Source organism: Schinkia azotoformans (assembly GCF_035811335.1).
GTDB classification, from domain to species: domain Bacteria; phylum Bacillota; class Bacilli; order Bacillales; family Bacillaceae_J; genus Schinkia; species Schinkia azotoformans.
Genome location: NZ_JARSMD010000042.1, coordinates 1 through 20,373, shown reverse-complemented (window position 1 = coordinate 20,373; position 20,373 = coordinate 1). Strand labels below are relative to the sequence as shown.

General features: G+C 33.6%; 16 protein-coding genes and 1 pseudogene. 4 read left to right on the top strand and 13 right to left on the bottom strand.

Going from position 1 to position 20,373, the window contains the following annotated elements:
• Positions 1 to 167 precede the first annotated feature (167 nt).
• The 4 genes from istA to P9E47_RS20400 all read left to right on the top strand — a co-directional run bounded on the left by istA (position 168) and on the right by P9E47_RS20400 (position 3,210).
• Complete coding sequence (gene istA, locus P9E47_RS20415) at positions 168 to 1,715, top strand: IS21 family transposase (protein ID WP_326164608.1); 1,548 nt, start codon at positions 168 to 170, stop codon at positions 1,713 to 1,715.
• Complete coding sequence (gene istB / locus P9E47_RS20410) at positions 1,712 to 2,467, top strand: IS21-like element helper ATPase IstB (RefSeq protein ID WP_326164605.1); 756 nt, start codon at positions 1,712 to 1,714, stop codon at positions 2,465 to 2,467. Before istA ends, istB begins: the two co-directional genes overlap by 4 nt.
• Positions 2,464 to 2,664: a hypothetical protein gene (locus P9E47_RS20405; RefSeq protein ID WP_326164603.1), complete on the top strand. Its 201-nt coding sequence runs from the start codon at positions 2,464 to 2,466 to the stop codon at positions 2,662 to 2,664. The genes istB and P9E47_RS20405 overlap by 4 nt, the downstream gene beginning before the upstream one ends.
• 210 nt (positions 2,665 to 2,874) lie before the next feature.
• Entirely contained in the window at positions 2,875 to 3,210 is a 336-nt protein-coding gene (locus P9E47_RS20400) for a helix-turn-helix domain-containing protein (protein WP_326164600.1), read from the top strand.
• A gap of 156 nt (positions 3,211 to 3,366) precedes the next feature.
• Here the strand turns inward: P9E47_RS20400 and P9E47_RS20395 are convergent.
• From P9E47_RS20395 to P9E47_RS20335, 13 genes and pseudogenes are all read right to left on the bottom strand, one after another.
• Positions 3,367 to 4,354: pseudogene (locus P9E47_RS20395) on the bottom strand (asparaginase).
• A 55-nt stretch (positions 4,355 to 4,409) separates the two neighbouring features.
• Complete coding sequence (nagB, locus tag P9E47_RS20390; RefSeq protein WP_326164598.1) at positions 4,410 to 5,162, bottom strand: glucosamine-6-phosphate deaminase; 753 nt, start codon at positions 5,160 to 5,162, stop codon at positions 4,410 to 4,412.
• A gap of 219 nt (positions 5,163 to 5,381) precedes the next feature.
• Positions 5,382 to 7,343, bottom strand: coding sequence for an ATP-dependent helicase (locus tag P9E47_RS20385; protein WP_326164596.1), 1,962 nt, complete (start codon positions 7,341 to 7,343; stop codon positions 5,382 to 5,384).
• Complete coding sequence (locus tag P9E47_RS20380; RefSeq protein WP_326164594.1) at positions 7,328 to 9,427, bottom strand: ATP-dependent nuclease; 2,100 nt, start codon at positions 9,425 to 9,427, stop codon at positions 7,328 to 7,330. Before P9E47_RS20380 ends, P9E47_RS20385 begins: the two co-directional genes overlap by 16 nt.
• Before the next feature lie 24 nt (positions 9,428 to 9,451).
• Positions 9,452 to 10,987 (bottom strand): Tn7-like element transposition protein TnsE, encoded by a 1,536-nt coding sequence (locus P9E47_RS20375; protein ID WP_326164593.1) that lies wholly within the window; start codon positions 10,985 to 10,987, stop codon positions 9,452 to 9,454.
• A complete protein-coding gene (locus tag P9E47_RS20370) occupies positions 10,959 to 12,338 on the bottom strand; it encodes a TnsD family Tn7-like transposition protein (protein WP_326164591.1) in 1,380 nt (459 codons plus the stop codon). The genes P9E47_RS20375 and P9E47_RS20370 overlap by 29 nt, the downstream gene beginning before the upstream one ends.
• A 117-nt stretch (positions 12,339 to 12,455) precedes the next feature.
• Entirely contained in the window at positions 12,456 to 12,821 is a 366-nt protein-coding gene (locus P9E47_RS20365; RefSeq protein WP_326164588.1) for a TniQ family protein, read from the bottom strand.
• Between the two features lie 309 nt (positions 12,822 to 13,130).
• Positions 13,131 to 13,556, bottom strand: coding sequence for a 3-hydroxyacyl-ACP dehydratase FabZ (gene fabZ, locus P9E47_RS20360; RefSeq protein ID WP_326164585.1), 426 nt, complete (start codon positions 13,554 to 13,556; stop codon positions 13,131 to 13,133).
• Between the two features lie 72 nt (positions 13,557 to 13,628).
• Positions 13,629 to 14,201, bottom strand: coding sequence for a histidine phosphatase family protein (locus tag P9E47_RS20355; protein WP_326164582.1), 573 nt, complete (start codon positions 14,199 to 14,201; stop codon positions 13,629 to 13,631).
• A 5-nt stretch (positions 14,202 to 14,206) separates the two neighbouring features.
• Positions 14,207 to 15,214 (bottom strand): ketoacyl-ACP synthase III, encoded by a 1,008-nt coding sequence (locus P9E47_RS20350; protein WP_326164580.1) that lies wholly within the window; start codon positions 15,212 to 15,214, stop codon positions 14,207 to 14,209.
• 348 nt (positions 15,215 to 15,562) lie between these two features.
• Positions 15,563 to 17,251, bottom strand: a complete 1,689-nt coding sequence (locus tag P9E47_RS20345) for an ATP-binding protein (protein ID WP_326164579.1) — start codon at positions 17,249 to 17,251, stop codon at positions 15,563 to 15,565.
• Positions 17,226 to 19,394 (bottom strand): Mu transposase C-terminal domain-containing protein, encoded by a 2,169-nt coding sequence (locus tag P9E47_RS20340; RefSeq protein ID WP_326164576.1) that lies wholly within the window; start codon positions 19,392 to 19,394, stop codon positions 17,226 to 17,228. Before P9E47_RS20340 ends, P9E47_RS20345 begins: the two co-directional genes overlap by 26 nt.
• Positions 19,391 to 20,230 (bottom strand): TnsA endonuclease N-terminal domain-containing protein, encoded by an 840-nt coding sequence (locus P9E47_RS20335; protein WP_326164573.1) that lies wholly within the window; start codon positions 20,228 to 20,230, stop codon positions 19,391 to 19,393. Before P9E47_RS20335 ends, P9E47_RS20340 begins: the two co-directional genes overlap by 4 nt.
• Positions 20,231 to 20,373: the final 143 nt, after the last annotated feature.

The following is a 20,373-nucleotide window of genomic DNA, read 5'->3' as shown; positions in this document are numbered from 1 at the left end:
ATTATTGATTATTGCAGATAAATTGAGCCACTTATGCGGAATTTTGAGCCACCCCTTGCGGGGAAAAGAGCCAGCTTTTGCGGAATAGAGAGCCACTATAGAATAGCCTCCTGTATAATGAAGTCGCATGCAAACAAGCATGACACTATTATACAGGAGGTTTTTTTATGGTTAATTGTCGTAAGATTCTGGAACTGCATTTTGAAGGAGTCAGTCAAAGAACCATTAGTTCTAGCACTGGGCATTCAAGGAATACAGTCTCTGATGTCGTTCATCGCGCCAGAAGGCTTGGTGTTGAAAGTTTGAACGATACAATGACTAATCCATGGCTAGAAGCGTTTCTCTTTCCTGAGAAACAAGCTCTTGAGAAAGGCTATTTCCCTGTTAACTGGGAAGAAGTGCATAAGGAGCTACAAAAAAAGAATGTTACCTTGATATTATTGCATCATGAGTACGCGGCGGAAGCACGTGAAGGTGGGAAGATTCCCTATGCTTATCGAACCTTTTGCGAAAAGTATGGGCAATATGCGAAGAAATATAAATTAACAATGCCCATTCGCAGAAAACCGGGTGAGGTCATGGAGGTAGATTGGGCTGGGACCACGCTAGAAATTATGGATCGTTCAACAGGTGAAGTAATTCCAGCCTATGTCTTTATTGCATCCTTGCCTTACAGTCAATACAGTTATGTCGAAGCTTTTCTAGATATGAAATCAACTAATTGGTTACTAGCGCATATCCATGCATTGGAGTATTTTGGGGGAGTTCCTGAAACATTGGTTCCAGACAATTTAAAAACAGGGGTTACGAAAGCGCTTCGAGGTGAGCCCATTCTCAATGAAGCCTATCGTGAACTAGCAGATTATTATCATACAGTCATTGTCCCAAGCCGTGTTCGAAGGCCAAAAGATAAAGCAAGTGTCGAAGGGACAGTCGGATATATTTCTCGACAGATTTTGGCTCCACTAAGAAACTATCAGTGTTTTCATATCGAAGATTTGAATCAGAAAATTTTTGAAAAATTGGAGGAAATTAATAGTATCAATTTTCAAAAGCGACCGGGTTCACGTAAAAAGGTGTTTGAGGAAGAAGAGAAATCCTACCTTCAACAGCTTCCTCAAACACGATACAAGCTTACGGAATGGAAAACAGCAAAAGTTCAACTGAACTACCACATCCAAGTTGAACGAATGTATTATTCCGTTCCTTATGATTATGTCCGAGAGTACGTCGATATACGACTAACCACGGATTTAATTGAAGTTTACTTCAAAGAGGCCCGAATTGCATCTCATAAGCGATTAAAAGGTGAGATTGGTCAGTATTCGACAAACACTGACCATATGCCAGATAACCACCGATTATATCTAGAACATAATCCTGAAAATAATCGGAAGTGGGCAGAAACGATTGGGCCATTCATGACTCAATTTGTTTCTAGTATCTTGGAAGTGAATGTAGAGAAGAAAGCACTAAATACCCTTAGTACATTAAGGAATTTATCTGCAAAATACACAAAGCAAGAAATCGAAAAAGCAACAGAGACACTACTTGAAATATCAACAAATCCTACGGTTTCTGTTTTAAAAAGCATACTTGAAAGAAATAAGAAGCGAAAACAAGATCAAAAGGCGGATATTAATAGCCATGGCACCAACTCTAATGACTACGGATTTGTACGTGGGGCTAAATACTTTGGGAGGGATAATAAATGATGAACGAAGAAACTTTACGTAAATTAATAGAAATGAAAATGGGTGCGATGGCAGAATTATATCAGCAACAAAGTCAGAATAAAGATTACAAAAGCATGGATTTTGATGATCGGTTCAATCTATTGGTCGATTATGAGTATGATAGACGTAAATCGAATAGGCTTGAACGATTAATTAAACTTGCGACGTTCAAAGAGCCAACAGCAGCAATTGAAGATATAGAGTATCATCCTGATCGCAAGCTAGATAAAAACCTAATCCTAGAGTTAGCTACAGGGAATTATATTCAAAACCACCATAACATCATTTTAATGGGTGCATCAGGAAACGGAAAAACATGGATTGCCAATGCATTCGGGGTTCATGCGTGTCGTCAATTTTATAAAGTAAAATATATTAGATTACCAGAATTACTTGATGAACTAGCAGTAGCGAAGTATGAAGCAGATGGTAGCTTCCGTAAGTTAATTCAAAAATATAGATCGATTGATTTATTGATACTGGATGAGTGGTTATTAACAGAGCTTTCAGAGGAACATGTACTTCATGTGTTGGAGATTATAGAGTCAAGGCTAAAGAGAGCATCTACTATTTTCTGTTCTCAATTTTCTCCAGAAGGATGGCACGCGAAACTAGGACAGGCACAAGTGGCTGACGCGATTCTTGACCGCATTGTCCATGACTCCTATAAGATTCTGGTTGATGGTGAAATCTCTATGAGAGAACGTCATGGATTGGTAGGATCCAAATGATACCGACTGAAGTTGAAAACCGTATAGCAAAGTACTTTCTCCATAGGTATTTACCTGATGATGTGATGTCTAAAGTTGAAGATAGACTATTACCGGCATGCATATGGACTAAGGAAGAGGATTTAGATCATGATGAACTTGTACGCTGGGCAATTGAGATTATTGATAGGCAAGTAGAGAATAAAAGATTTAGATAAGACAAACAGCCATTAGAACAGAATCAGTTCTAGTGGCTCCCTTTCGCGCACTTATAGTGGCTTAATCTTCCGCAAACAGTGGCTCAAAACTCCGCACAGCTGGCTCATTCTATCCGCAATACTCAATTATTAACCTATAGGTTCAATTTGAATATACATGCATGGTTTCAAGTGAAAGTTACTTGCTATATTTTTTATTGGGTGATTATTATGGGGTTTGAACGCTCATTAATTGGGAAGAGAATAAAAGACTCAAGGGATAAAAAAGGAATAACTCAAGAACAATTTGCAGAAAGGATTGGTGTATCTTCTGCTTATATCAGCAAAATTGAACGAGGTAAAACACCGATTAGTCTAGATAGGCTCTCTCAAATATGCAAAGTCTTAGAGACAGAACCAGAGTATATTATTAGCGGAGCAAACAAGGAAGCTACTGATTTCCTTCAAAATGAAATTATTGATATGATTAAAGGCTGTTCTCCAGAGAAAATAAAACTTATCGCTCAAGTGATTAAACCGATTATTGAATATAATGAAGAAAAATAAAATAACCGAAAATCCTCTTATATCTTAAAGAGGATTTTCGGTTATTTTATTTACATATGGTAGGAAGATATCCAATTCAATGTGGATTCTCGCACTGGTTCTATATGGGACAGTTTAATGTTTAACTAAATATGGGATGGGACACAGTTCCCGACCCTATGTCCCAGTCAAATCTCCAGCCAATGGTGTTTCAATGATCTGCTTGACCTTAGCTATAGAATCAGTCTGCCCAAGCGCCCACATTAATTTGGCAACGATGGCCTCCGTGTTCATGTCTCCTGATAAAATAACATTATACTGAGCTACCTTGCGTCCCACTTCATACAGGAGCAAGTCCTCGCCTTCTTCAAGGCATTGGGTCGTAATGACGACAGCGATTCCCTTTTCCGTTAGATCCTGGACTTTCTCAAGTAGATTTCTTCCGGCAAAGGGAAGCCCGCCGTTTCCGAAGCTTTCAATAATAATCCCTTTGTATAGATCCTTTATACAGTCAAAAATCTCTGGCTTAACACCAGGATATAATTTCATTAGAAATACATCCGTGCATATATTCGGATTGAATACAACCTTTTTACAGTGGGTGCGGGTTTCCAGTGATATTTCACTCCACCTTTTTTTACAGAAGCAACATATGGGTGGTTAATACTTTCAAACGCATCATAGCTTTTTGTTCGCATTTTAACAGACCGCGTTCCTAGAATCACGCGACTATCAAAAACGATAAATACACCGCCAATATCCTCGCAGGTGAATCGTAAGGCATCCGCAATATTTTTCTTGGCATCATTTTTTTAAAGCTGATTGGAACTTGCGAGCCAGTCAATACCACTGGTTTATCCAGGCCTTGAAGCATATAGGACAGCGCAGAGGATGTATAAGCTAACGTATCAGTTCCGTGTGTAATCACAAATCCGTCGTAATTATCATAATTCTCATAAACTGACTCGGCAATTTTTACCCAGTGCTCAGGCTGCATATTCGTACTGTCAATATTCATTAAGACTTTACCATCGATCTTCACACTACCTGGTGTTTTAGGAAGGAACTTCAGCAATTCTTCAACCGATAATTCCGGAGTAAGTCCCTCATTTCCCTCCACAGAGGCAATTGTCCTACCAGTAGCAAGTATTAATATTTTCTTCATAGGCAACATCTCCGAAGTAACCAGAATGGGACACAGTTCCCGACCCTCTGTCCCATTATAAGTATGCTTTTAATAGATCAGCAGGTACATCTGCCAACGCTGCTTCATCGGCAATGACAATTGCATTGGGGTGTTTGTGTAGGGCTGAAGCTGGGAAGTCTTCATTAACGTTTCCGCTTAGTAACATCCGAGCTGCCTCTCTTTTTCCCTCACCTGAAATAAGCATTAAAATTTCTTTACTTTCTAAAATTGTCCCCATTCCCATTGTAACCGCTTCTGTAGGTACTTCTTCAAAGCTATTAAAGAATCGGGCATTGTCTCTTCGCGTTTTGTCCGTCAACTCTACAATACGAGTTCTTGATTGGAAGGATGAGCCCGGTTCATTAAAGCCGATATGACCGTTTCCGCCAATGCCAAGCAATTGCAGGTCAATCCCCCCATGCTTTTTAATCAATTGCTCATATGTAGCACAATCTGCAGAGATATCTTTCGAGATTCCACCGGGAATGTGGGCATTTGACTTTTCAATATCAATATGATTAAAAAGATGATCATTCATAAAAAACTGGTAACTATTTTTATTATTACCATCTAGCCCAACATATTCATCTAGATTGAAAGTTGTAATGTTACGAAAAGATATACGATTTTCTTTGTAATCCCGCACAAGATATCGATACATTCCTTCTGGAGTCGACCCGGTTGCTAAACCAATTGTCATAGCAGGTGAACCTTGGATTTTCTTGATAAAATAGTCCGCAGCCTGTTTACTTAAATCTTCATAATCCTTTGCCATAATAAGTCTCATTTAAATAGATCCCCCCGATTTCATTTCCTTTAAACAAAATGGGACACAGTTCCCGCCCCCTGTAGCTTTGGAATAAAGTTTGATTAAAAGTTAGTTGCAAACATTGATTTTATCATAGAAGAAACCTAAACATTTTTAACAAAGATTGATCAAAATTGGACAATGGTTTTAAATAATCAATTTAAATTTTATAAAAAAGTTTGATCAAAACAACTTAGTTTAAACCTCAACATTCACATTTGGCACACTAAAACCTATTGATTCAAATTTTTTTATTAATTCATCTTTATAGTTTATAACATCTCTATCAGTTAAATATATATTTAGTTCTTTCTTTGCTCGAGAACATCCAACATAAAATAATTTATATGCTAATAGAACTGCAGCTATTTTTTTTGCTTCTTTTGCGCAATTTTTAAAGGAAGTAACTCCTGGCTTTTTTTTGTACTTTAAAAAGATTTCTTTATAAAACAAATTATATATTTGTATATCTATTAATAAAGCTTCTTCTAATTTTCCAATAAATCCATCACAAATTCCTTTTAATTCATTAAATAAATCTGCCTTTAGTTCACTTGATGAGGGAGTAATATTTGTCATTTGAACAAACTCATCAAAAGCTTTATTTATCCTTTTACTGATTTGCTTAATATTATTATATTCAAACAAACCCTTGGAGAAAAGTTCTAAAAAGAAATACATTTTGACATTAACACTCGCATTATTTCCGTCAGAAATTTTTAGAACAACATTATCATGCCCTTCTCCTTTTACTGCATGCTGCGTTGAAAACCTAGGTTTTTTCATTTCTATATAACAATTGATAAATTCTTGTAATTTTGTTTCTATAATTTTATCTTGAAAACCCTCCTCATATCCAATATTTTCAACAACCTCATTAATCGATGATTCTATAAATAGTATATTTTTCTTTAAATACTCTAAACACTTACCTATCGTAATATCTTGTTTAATGAATTGACACAGTTCATTAAGGTGTCTATTCAACTCTTTTTTTTCTAAATGATTTTTTATATACCATATTTCCTTGTTGGAAAATCTCGGTTTTTTACTCTTTTCTATAAGCTCACTAAACCTTTTTTCTCCATATAATATACAAATTTCTATAGTGAAAACTAATAACCCTATTAAATCATCATAGTTATCAATAGTCATATCAGAGAGAATATCTTTAACTTTATATTTATGGTATTGGGGATATCTAATATTATAGGCTGAAAATAAATTATAGGCATCAATAGCTTTAAATAAATCGCTATTTAATAGTACCAACTGTAAAACATTCTCACTTATATCCACTTCAGATATATTCGGTATTATATGTAGCCTTGGTTTTTCTAATGCTTCAACTTTTGCCACTTGTTTATATGTACTATCGAAATAAAGACTATTCAAAGCGTCTACAATAAATTTTTGAGACCTCCAATTATTCCTTAAAGTAAAATCCCTTATAAAATTAGCATCTATTATTTCTTGAAAATCTCCAAGTGCTTCTGGATAAATTTGTTGCATCTCATCCCCTAATAAAATTAATTTTGTATCTCCCTGTAAAGTAACCTCATAAAATAAATTTAGAATTTCTGAACTTGTATCTTGATATTCATCAATGAAAATATAAGAATATCTATAACTCATGGCCCTTTTTAATTTAGGATATCTACTCATTACTTTTTTAGTGAAACTTAATAAATCGTCATGTGAAAGTTTTCCATAAAGATATGAATTGTATGGTGTTTCCCCATATTCTAAATATTTTATATTTTCCTTAATAGTATTCAGAGTTATCCCGTCAACTTGAATATCAAATTTTTCAGCATATCGCTTTCTCTTATCTATACTCTTTTCATTATTATCAAACAAAATAAATTCAATATCTTTTTTATAAATATCCAAATAAAGATCAATTATATCTTTCAATTTGAAAAATGATTTCATAAACTGACCTATGAACGAGTGGATTGTTCCTATTTCAACATTCTCATAATCTATTTTATTTAATAATTGATCTGCAGCTCTATTTGTATATGTGATACAAAGTATATTTCTATCTATCACTTTAACTAACTCTCTAACTGTATTAGTAATAAGTGTTGTTTTACCACTCCCAGCAGGTGAATTTACTAAAGTAAACTTATGTTCTAAATTTAATCTTTCAACCAATCCAATCCCTCCTTAATATAATTCGGAACTGCATTTTTTATTTCTCCAGATTCAATTAGTGAATACATAAAATCTGTCTTATTTTTTAATTTATCTACCCTATCTCTCAGACTAGTCTCTATTTTTTTAGTATATGGTATTGATAATCTTTTCATTTCTTTTAACTCGGCAAAATCTTCTTTAGTAATCCTAGTAAATACTGATTTTACACTTGCTAAATTATATAAAATTGCATCTTCTAAAGTTCTTGAATATCCATCCTCTTCTGTCTGGAACTTCAAACAAACTTCTATATTAGACAAATAAATTCCCATTTTTTCTCTGGCCTTTTTAAAAATTTTTTCTATAATTTTTTCATCTACCATTTTAATAATTGTTTCATTTGTAGTTTCTCGAGATTCAATTTTGTTTATAATTTCAAGTTCATTATATTCTTGCATTAATTCACTTTCTATTTCTTGAAAATCCTTTTCTGAACTATATTCATAGTCTATATCTGTAAATATTAAAGTTTTTATTTTTAAAAACTCTATCAATTCGAGGTATTTATGAGCATAAGCACCACCAACTTGAATATAAGAAATATATTGTGAAGATAAGTTTTCGTATTCATTATCATTAGCAATTAAATATTTTAACAACAATCGTTCTGCATCGCCTTCAAATAATATCGCTTTATCTGCAAAAATAATTTCTATGATATTAAATTGAAAGAATTTCTTGTAAAAAACTTTATTATTGCTTCCTTCTAGAAATCTATTCAAATCATAAACCTTGGTTTCAAGAACATTTTTGGACCTTAATATTCTCATTTTGTCTATCTCTATTGTTCTTGTCATTTCTAAAGAGTGAGTTGTAATTAACATTTGTAAATAAGCATATGTATCATCTTTAGATTGCAAGTCAAGTTCTACCAGATCAACTCCAGTATTACTAACCGCTACTTTTTCTAAAACTTTTATATTTTGCCTATTTGATACTTTTAAAGCACTTATATATCTAATAAATACATTTTCCATTTGTGGATGGAGATGTGCTTCTGGTTCTTCAAATATAAGCAAGTTTACCTTTCTTGAATCAAATTTTTCATTGAATCTTTGAATTTCTAATAATAAATAAACTAAATTACTATAACCTAATCCTTGTTTTGATTCTTTAATCCTTAATCCCGTATCTTGTTCAAAATAAATATGAGTAAAATCTAACAATACTTTCTCTATATCTTTTCTTTCTAATTTAAAATCCACTCCAAAACTTCCAGAATTACCACCATTAGTTTTTGCAAAGCTTTCTAAGGTATCCTTTATATTACTAACTGTAATATTATCAATCTCTTCAGAAAGATTTTGATCTAGTAGTAATTTATTGATTTCTCCTATAAGATTTTGCAAATTATTTTTCCAATGAGAATTATTTTTCACCGTATTCAATAACTGTTTAGTTAAATAATTTTGTTTTTCATCCGAAGTATCTGATAGCTTTCTAATTGCGTATACACAATGGACATTAAATAAACTATAGAAATCTGCACGATTAGAAATCGGTATTTCATTATTGAAATTTTCATCACAATAATAAACTTTGGTATTTAAATTTGAAAATATTTCTCTAAAGTCTGCCATGCCATCAAAGATTTCAATTATTTGTTCTTCTTTTACAGGTTCATATTCATACAAATATTTAAAATAAAAATTTCTTTTCTCAATGTCTACATCAGCTAAGAACTTTGAAAATAAATGTAGATCATCCGTATCAATTGTATATTTTACAGTAATATCAATTTCAATATTATTTAGCTTCCTATGCATATTTTCTAATTGTTCTATTTTTTCTTCCCTAGTTAAATCTTCATTTTCTATTACCCATTTAATATAGTCCTCATCTTCTAGTCGAGCTTTTACATGCATATCATCAATTTTTAAAGTATCTTTCTTATCAATAAAAATATTAGATAATAATTCAACAACAGACGTTTTACCTGAATTATTTGATCCAGCAATAGCTGTAATATTCTCGTCAAATGTAATTTCCTCACAAAGAAACTTTCTATAATTTTTTATTTTCATTTTTTCTAAAATTATCATTGAATATAACACCTCATTAATATTTTAAACTTCAAATAATTTAAGATATAATCTTCGTGCTCTATAATCTATATTTTTTCTTCCATGTTTCATAGTAATAAATTTAATTTGATTAAAATATAAGAATTCCTTATCCCAGGTGCCATTATTATTTAATAACCTACTAAAATTTCGTTGATAGATGTCTACCTTTATTTGCGACTTCTCTAGCCGAACTAATAGTGTTGATAACGCTCTATCTTCTCGTTCAACTTCGACCACACTGGCTACTTTATTTGGAAACAGCTTAATCTCTGCAATCACATACTTCCTCTCCATAACACCATCACTTAAATAAACACACCGTTTCGCATCAGAAAACTCCTTCAAACTCCCTTGAATAACATTTATGGACTGAACTTCAGGATAGTTCTCTAACGACTTTAGAACTTTAATAAAATCTCCCAATTCTCCTTTTACCTGAATATCATAAAGCGATTTATTTTCTAATCCTTTAGCAACCTTACTTCCACCAACATCAGAAGTAGCTCTTTTACCCTGATCATCGATAAAATACTTCTTCGTATTTTCATCTTCAAAGTCACGCTGCTTATTTGAATTTCTTCGAATTTTCGTGACTTTCGGTAATTTCACATACTCATGTATTTGATTATCCATTTCTATTAAATCGAAGTTATCTGTTGTGCCATCAACCTCTTCATCTAGCGTTAAATCGCTTTGCTGTCCGCCATTACCATTCTTACTATGAAGGGTATACTTTTTCGCTTCTCCTGACTTTTCAGTTTGTATAATTTCAGGATGTGTAAACGAAATTTCAGTATATGGAATGTTTTTTTTCTTAACATTAGTTATTTTAAGTATTGTGCCACCAGTCGAGCTAGGCTTAATGATCGCTTTAATTGCAATTGGCTGCGTAATTAACCAATCAAATTTTAAAATGCCTGTATTGACAAATGTGTAGGCTACATTTTCAAATACTCTTCTTAAATCTTGATTTGATAGTAACCACACTAATTGGTAGAGATAATTATCTTGGGTGTATTTGCGATGATACAGTGATGAAAAATCGAGGTGAATTTTATTCGCTTCGTGCTGCTCAATAAAATATTGTGGAAAGGAATTGGTTTCAAAAAGTCGATAAAGTAAAAATCGATTAGGCGCTAAAATACTTCTCACGACTTCAATTAACGGGAGAATATATTTTTTATTTTTATAAGAAACAATGAAGCTACGTGACTTATCCTTATCATTTGTACCGTATATACTCCATTCTCTTTCAGAATAAGTTACATCATTGGGACAAATGGTTATTTCTACTTCATCTGTTCCTACTGGTGCGACACTTTTACTAATATCACCATTCAAATAGTAATGCTGGATTGCTAAAGCCGGCAAAGTACCCCAATCTGCTATTAGCTTTTCTGTTCTACCTTTAAACCTGAAATAAGCATAAATCATGATTTTCTTTTCTTGCAAAAAGGGAGAACTAATCCAAGTTAATTGTGCTTGCTCTCCATTTTTAAATGGCCAATTATTCAGTTTTACTTGTTGTTTGCTCATTGTTCTTCACATCCTGCTTTTGCTGCAAATAGTGCTCTAAATATGGCTTAATCTCATAGAAGTGATGAGACTTCACTGCTGCTATTCTTTGTACCTTCCAAAGTAGTACTTGATTATCTTCAAGTAACATTTTGTCAATTACCTTACAACAGCGGCGGATTTGAAATTGTTGAACAGATTCGGTAATATCCGATAGTAACTTTTCCGTTTTCGGTAACTTTTCTAAATGATGTTCTAAATTCGCTAAAATTCCTAGTCTTTTACCGATTAAGGACCTTGTAACACGGACTGGTTTCTCTAGCTGTAACAGTTCTTTATATAGCTTTTTTATTCTAGTCATGTATTCTTGATCACGCTTAGACCAATTAACTATTTTCGTAGGTTCTTGTTTCTTATTCCTTGAAGGCAATACATCAATTAACCATTCTTTATCATGACGGTATAAGTAGATATATTGTTTTTCACATTTTGCTCGTAAGGCTGTGCGTGATAATTGCGGAAATTGCTTTATCAGCTTTACAATGTCTTGTTTGTACTGAGCCAGCAATCCTTGATTAGCCGCAACCTCACTTTTACTTATTTCGACATCTTCCGATAAATACCTTTTAACAGTTTTAGAATCCACACCTAATTCTCTAGCAATTGCTCTTATACTTAATCCCACATTCGCTAATTGCTCCAATTTCTCTTGCCATGCGTGTCCAAATTGTTTTACCCTCCCTACACGCAGGCGGTCTTCTGGCGATTGGTCAGGATCTTTTCTAGCATAAACAAATCCACAAGAACATGAAAAAGTGCCAATTGGAGCATTTGTTTTAAAATCTCTTGTTACTTCAACGGTTGGAATAACTAGCTTTTGATAATGCGGTGCTGCTTTATTTAAACAAGGGAATGGTCCTCTACCAAAAGTACCTACATCTGTATTTAACTTAATAAAATCATCAACATCCTGCTCAAGAAAATACAGCATTAGTAAGTGTCTAAACGGATGAACATGGCGTTTCGTATTACGAGTAATTACTTTTAACCAGTTATATTCATTTTCAATATCAAGATCACTTTCATACTTCTCTAAAAAGCCTTTTGAAAAACTAATCTGAAACATTTGATTCAACACTTTTTGACGTATTCGATTGGATACTGTCAATAAATGTTTCTCCCGCAATAATTTACGATATTTTAACTCCACTTCTTTTCTTGAAATTCGATGTAATGGCACTTGTAACAATTTATAGGCTTGTTTTGATAATTGTAGAGAAATTTCTTTATATGGATCTGCTTCATAGATGGTTGATAAATTCATTTGTTTTAATTCAAATCGAATGTATTCAATTCTGCTATTTGTTGTCACTGGGTATTTTCGTAAAGGCAATTCATGATGAGGACAATAGTTTATCCCTTGCAATTGATGTTCACGGTGAATAAATGGCTCACCATATTTATCATTGTCTTGATTTACACATTCGGCTCAATAATAAAGACCTTCTTTTCTACATATGCTTCCAGCTACCATACCTAATCTTGTGTAAAGACCTTGTCCATCCTCTGCAACATCTTGTAATATTTCTAGTTGGCGTTCTTTACTAAGGAACATTGCATAGTAAGGATAAATTGTATGATTGGCCAAAAGGTTTTCAATCGAATAATGGAAACCAAGTTTTTCTGCTAATATAGAAAAATGGCTACCAATCTCCACACTCGGAATCACAGAACGACTACCAAACAACTCTTCCAACGTATCTTTACAATCAATATTGCCACTATAAAAGTGATAACGTGCAATAGCTGAAAACAACAACTCATCTGGATATGGGTTTGTGAAGAAAGGTAGCATTCATCATCATCCTTTTAATTGATTCATTCAAATATGGGAACGTGTGTGCTGTTTTTATTATAATATGATTCCTTTTATTTTTCCAATTAAATTAAAGTGTAATAGTGAACCAATTAACTTGTCCTGTATAGTGATATAAATTTCCAAAATGGTGGGAGTTTTATCAAAATTTTAAAAACACTTAAATGATAATCAATATAATTATTAGTCTGAATTTATAATAACTATTAAGATAAGATAAGGGCTACCCAGGGGTAGCCCTCCACACCTATTGGAAAAAAACTAATATACTGAAGTTAAGTTAGTATATTAGTTACCAAAAGCAAAAATCAGTTCTGTCTCACATACTAATTCACCTTCAACAGAAGCAACACCCTTACCTTTCCCAAATAGACCTTTTATGCGCGTAATTTCAACCTCAAAACGGAGTTGGTCACCCGGTCTTACTTGCTTTTTAAAACGACATTTATCAATACCAGCTAAAAGCCCCAATCGCCCTTGATTTCCTTCTTTAGTTAGCATGACAACTGCACTTACTTGAGCTAATGCCTCAATGATTAATACACCTGGCATAACAGGATAATCAGGAAAATGCCCATTAAAAAAATGCTCATTAGCTGTCACATTTTTTATTCCCACTGCCCTTTTTCCTTCATCTAATTCTAAAATTCTATCTACTAAAAGAAATGGATATCGATGTCTAATAACATCCTTAACTTTTTGAATATCCAACATCATTACAGCCCCTATAATAATATTTTGAATTTCACATAAATATTTTAAGTCCTTTATGAAAAACTCTGGTGTTTAGTTCAATAAAGAATATGTCGTACAACTCCAGTGTTTAACACTTGATTTTCTATTACCTTCCCATCCCATTTTCTTTAGTTCCTCAGCAATCAATCTATTAAAAAATCCATGTCCCACTAAAACAACCGATTTATACTCTCTTGCATACTTTTCTAATTGTTCAGATGCCTTTTTAGCTCTTAGTTTTGCATTTGCCAAAGACTCGCATTGTCTTGAATAACTGCTAAACCAGAGACATCTTAAAATAACTGCCCAACTATTTGGACTTAGTTTTAACCCTAATTCTCTTGGAAAAGTAGGCAATTCTACTTCCCGAAATAAAGCATCAGTAATGACACCTATATTCTTATTCTGATTTAATAAACTTGCTGACTCAATTGACCTTTTCAAATCACTTGTAATCAAAATGTTTGCTGTTGTTATTTTTTCAAGTGTTATTGGCGGGTAAGAATCCTCTTCAAAAATTCCACTACTATCATACTCTTTAATCCACTTTTGGAAATCCTCACAATTTACTCGGTTATCGTCTATTTGCTTAGATTTCCCATGTCTAATCAATGAAATTTCCATAGTCATCATAAAGCTGAAGGAGCATTAATTTGTTCGTCAAAATTTATTTCTAAAAGTTGACCAGCATGGACCAAACCAGACCCAAAACCGTACATAAGAACTTGGTCCCCATTTTTAACTTTTTCCTCACGGATACCAAGGTCAAGAGCTAAAGGAATTGTTGCAGCAGAAGTATTTCCAAAATTGACTAAGCTATAAAGGGTTTTTTCCATTGGAAATTCTAATTTCTCGCAAATCGGTTCGATTAACCTTAAATTAGCACTATGAGGTATAAACCAATCAACTTGTTCTAAACTAGTTTTCGTTTTCTCCAAAATTTGTTTTACACTATTAGGAACATTCCTTACAACCCATCGAAAAACCTCCCTACCGTTTTGTACAAGATATTGAGTATCGAGCAACTCAATCCCATTGACTTTATTTGATAGTCCAGGACGGTATACATGCTGTGCTCCTTTTCCATCACTTCCCAAATGAAATCCAATAAAACTTTTTGATTGTTCATCCTTTTCAACCAATACCGCACCCGCACCATCACCAAATAAAATACACGTGCTTCTATCAGTATAATCCGTAACTTTCGATAATGTATCTGCCCCGATAACAAGTATTTTTTTGTGGAGTCCAGATGCAATATAAGTGTGTGCGGTATGCAATGCGTAAACAAATCCCGCACAGGCCGCACTTAAATCTATAGCTCCTGTTTGGGATATATTTAATTGGTCTTGTATGATACTTGAGACAGATGGAAATGGAAAATCCGGAGTGCTTGTTGCTACGATAATCATATCTACATCATCAACTTTTTTATTATATCTGTGCATTAAATCCCTTACAGCCGCTACACACAAATCACTGGTAAATTCATTAGGGAGACTAATTCTTCTTTCTTGTATTCCTGTTCTTTGAATTATCCACTCATTATTAGTTTCGACTATTCGTTCAAGTTCAAAATTTGTCAATTTCTTTTCTGGTACATAAGTTCCAATTGCTGTTATTCTTGTTCCTATCATATAACCCACCCCACACAAATTAGAAGTTAGTATTACTACCTGGTACTAATTATAACATAAATTATGGTAAATCAACTAACTCCTTTTTTTGCAGTAAATAACCTTATTGTGTGAGCAATATTATCCTCCCTCATTCAATTAAACTGACCTTATATCCAGAATAATTTTTGACCATATTTAATTGTAAATAACGATAGGACTTTACTTGGAGGGGTAAGGATGATAGGCTAACTCGCCTGATTAAACACCTAATTCTGCCTTTAAAGACCAACCATATCCACAAAAGTTCCAGGTCAAGTCTTTAAACACTTTTCTACGGATTCATATAATTAAAAAATACTCAATAGCCTAATAAAACTCATTCAAAGTATTTTTTATATAACCTTGGGCTAATAACAATTCATATGAGTGTTTTTTCTGTTTCAATGCACGTTCTCTTATATCTAATAGTGGCAGCAATTTCATAGATGGGGCTGGCTTTTCTTTTCGTTCCTTTGCTTTTTGATTCAATTCCATTAATTCTTTAATTGCTTGACCCTTTAGTACATTGTAATCTGTGTCAATTGTCGATTCTCCAACAATTTTCTCTACTACTTTATGAATCTCTTTTGAAGTGAGGGCATCAAAAATACCAATAGAAGCTACTTCAACATTTAAATTTTCAATCGTATCCTGTCGTTTATATTGCATTGTATTCTGTCGCTCTTTCATCGCTTCTTTAATGCGACCTTCGTATTCTGTATTTCTCTTATGATTAATCATCAGCTCATCAAGATTAATCATTATATCCTCATACTTATACATAGCCTTCAGGTCATTTTTACGTAGCGCATTCATCATCGGTTGAATAATTTTCATATCCTCTCTTGCTGTTTTCTTAATTACTTTCGGTGTAAGTTTTTCCTCTTCATTCGCTTCATCAAATAATGCCCTTTCTTGAGCCAAAATGAACAAGTTTACCGCAACTGAAGTGATTCCTTGGCATTCCTCATAAAATGTCTTTTTAACGTCCTCTGTAAGCTCTGACTGTGTCTTTAGGCACTGGAACTCCCAAAGTGTTTCCAAAAAGAATTCCCATTCTTCACTATCCTCTGCCATTCGATCCCAAATAATTGATCCATCACTCGCTGCACGACGAGCCTGCCTGAAGTTCCCTTTAAACAACTGTTGTGCTTTAGAAGTGCCGATTAAAACGGTTGGAATGCCTACAGTATTTGATAATGTTACAAAGAAATTTAACATTTCCTCTTGGTCATTTTTCGAATGCAGCAAATGTTGAATTTCATCAATGACAAGAACGCCAATCCCGTACATACTTGCCAATGAAGTCATGTGCAGCAGCATTGTTGATGTGACACGATTTAAATAACCGAATTTTTCTAAATAACGTGTACCTAATAAATCATCAATTGCTTTGAAGAAACTTTTACATAAGGTCGATAAACTACCGTCATATGGACAATCTATTTTTAGCCAGACAATTTGAGTTCGATTAAAAGGCTGCCCTTCATACAATTCATGCTTAATGACTTGCGGATACATTAACAGCAAACGTTCAATAGCAGTCGTTTTACCAATGCCTGAAATTCCAATAATAGATAAACTATCCGCTGTTGAACGAATATAATTCAATCTGTCATCAATATATTTATATGCTTCTTCTTCATCTTCACGTAGCTGGTGCAACACCCGAATACGTTCCAAAAAGGATTTATCTAAAGGATTACGTGCTAAGTATCCTCTGCGAATTAAAGTTGATAAACGGCGTTCAACTTCAAAATGAATTGGCAATGGTTGAATTAAATTTTTAATACGTTTCAGTACATGGTAACGAATGTTTGTCTCACTTTGCTTATCTTGTTCAGTAATACGTGGTGTGACCATAAATCGTTCTAATACATCGTCTTCGTTAAAAATTGGCGGAAGAGATTCAATAAAAGGATTATTACTATACTCAGACAAAGCTTGTTCCTTATAATCGGCTTTTTCAAAGTCACCTTTTAGAACTAGATTATTTATCTTTTCCAAATTCCTCATCTCGCTTCTTCCGTAATTTATCCATTAAACGTGAGGTTGATTTTTTTGGTGTTTCATCTTCAAGTTTTTCCTTTGTTGCAAAGTCAATCACTGTCACTGTAGCTCTTTCACTACCTTGTTCAGCCTCAGCCTCTAAATCGAAATGCTCAACTTGACGATGAAGCTCTTTTTCAACAGCTTTATTTTCTTTAATGGATGCTAGCTTTTCTCTTTTACTTGTTGGCTGATGCTGTGATTGTTTTTTCTTCTTTTCAGCTTTTTTAATGATATCTTCTAGCATTGCGTCAGTATTAATCGTTAGTTGCACTTGATTAGAGCGTTCAATTTCCTCAAGTTCATTTCTTAATTGCTGCTGGAATATAATTTCCTCCAAATAGTCATTCTTGTATTGCTGGCTTGGTTCAAGTAGGATACAAGTCTCATAGTCCCTACCATCATCATGTGGAATATAGATTTTTTCTACATTACGTGGATCATAGACTATTTCGATGCTTCTATTTTTTAAATTTAAGTACCATTGCTCTTCTATTGCCTTTCTTGAGCCGTATAACAAGTTCTTAAACTTAATTCCTGCTCTTGAAATCGTTGCTTTTCCTCGCGGTAATACATTTAATCGTAAAATATTACGATCAACAGTTCTTAATCTTCCTTTACGATTTTTGATGCCCCAATTCCAAACGTTAACTGGTGTCGGTACAACACCATCAACAATCATTTCTTTTTCCATTGGATACTTTTCAATAATTTTATGATTATGATGTAATACTAGAGTGATAATGAGAGCTGTAAATTCTTTAAGATTCAACGTTGCGTCTAAACGATAGTCTCGATCTCCCCGCTCACGATATTCCTTTTGAATAGCTCCAGGGGCCTTTTGTTTTATCTTTCCATTCAGTGTACGGAATTTACGTTCAACAATCCCTTTTAAATCACCACGATAAGCCGTTGTATTTTCGATTTTGATATTTAAGTTATTAATTAAATTTTCTACTGAGTAGCCTTCGAATTCGCCTCTATCAGCAATTATTATTTCAGGTAAATGATGTGTAGGCCATTGCTCTTCAGTAATTTCAATACCATAGTCCCTACAAAATTCAACCTTATCCACCACCATATTATCCAATGCCATCATTGCGCCAATCCATGAAGGACCTTCTAATCCAACGTATATCCCTGTAATAATACGTGAATATACATCAATCACAGCATAAATAACTGGGCGACCAATCACTCTATTCACATCAAAAGAACTTACTAAATAAATATCAGCAATCGTTGCATCAATTTGAAAACGAGTTCCGGGACCATTTGTTTCCGATTTTGAATCACTTAAAATAGGACGATGCTTTAGTTCATATTCCTTAGCACTTTTACGAAATTGAATATCCTTTTTAGGGTCTTCTTGTTTCTTAAACCAATAGTAAAACTGATTGTAAGATGGTATACGATCAGCTTCCCATACACGATACTTCATTTCGCCATTTTCTTTATAGCGATCTGAATAGAAATCACGAAGAATAAAGTGATACACATCTTTTAGGGAATAGTTATTCGTTGTTCGATAGTATTTATTAATTGCAAGTTCAAACTGTAATTTCAATTCATCTGTGATGTTAATACCTGTTTGATATTCTCCACTAACAGTTACTCTTCTTGGCCGACCGACTTTTTCCTTCGTTAATGTTTTTGTTTTTCCTCTACCACCAGAGTTAGCATAATCAGGGAGCATAGCATTTTTATTCATACCTCGTTGCCAATAACGGCTAAGGAGTTTTTTTACCTTTGTTTTTCCTAACCCAGTTTGCTCAACAATTTGAGAAATTTTTTGCTCTCTACCTTTTTTCTGTAGTAGCTCACTAATGTTTGGTAATATAAATTTCTCAACTATATCCCAATCTTGCTCACGCTTATTAATTTGAACATCTGTAAGTTCTCCATCTGGAATTGCTTTAGCATATGGGTCACTGACAGCTAACAGTTCCCCCTGTTTAATGTCTGTTTCTAACGATGTATATAATTCTTTAATAGGCATGGCACTTGTAGTATCAATATTGACAACATAAACATATGATTCCTGAATTTCTATTACACGAATTCTTCTAGAATTAGAGAAGTACTGAAATACTTGATTAATATAAATCATCCGTATCTCACCTGCTTTAGTTTCATCTCATTAATTGAATCTATTACTATTGGTTGTTCTATGTTAATCGGCTCCAGTATGTTTACCTTAATGATTTTTTGAGCTATCAAATGATAAAACAGTGTCACACCGCTACCTAATGGGAGATGTACCTCTTTATCAAAAGTAGATGTAACTGTACGAATAGTTTCTTCTGTATTTAATAGTCGTTGAAGAAGTGCCATCGCTAAATCCTCTATATGCTGCCCATTCATATCACTAAAAGCATCAAAGTCACGAATATCATAATAGTCATGTATATAACTAATATTGCGAGCCATCGTTTTCGGAATTTCTTCTTCCGTTACAATACCCCAATCGATGTCTCTTCGCTGCCAATACTCTCTTTCAATTTCAAACTTCTCAAGCACTCGCTCTTTTAATAGTTCATCTTTCATCTTGATGGTCCGGGCTACTTCAAACACACCTTGTCCTTTATCTATCGTTAATAAAAAATCCGTTGTCATCACAATTGGTTCATTCGTTTTAGGATTTGTAGGGTGTTTAATACCTAACTCATCTGCAATGACAATTGTTTCTTCCAACGGCAATAAAGGAAATTGTTCTCTTATATCAATAACAAAATCTGAGTATTCAGTTAAATAAAAATAGTTTCGTTCCAAATCAGACAAGAATTCGTGCTGCCTTCCTGTTTTTATTCCTTTCAATCGAGTAGAGCGACCTAATGAAGAGACGTCTTGAATATGTAACCAAGGTTTATAATCTAAGCCTATCCCAGATCCACGACCTTCTTTAATCCATTTATCAATTTTAGATGTTCTCGTTCTTTTAGACATAAAAAACACCCCTTTAGACAATCATATCCAAAGAGGTATTTCTTCGCAACTTTTTTATAAACATCGTGACTTTTTTTAAAATATCGCATCTTTTTTATAAACATCGCAGCTTTATTTCAAAGTGTTCATAAATAAAAAACAAT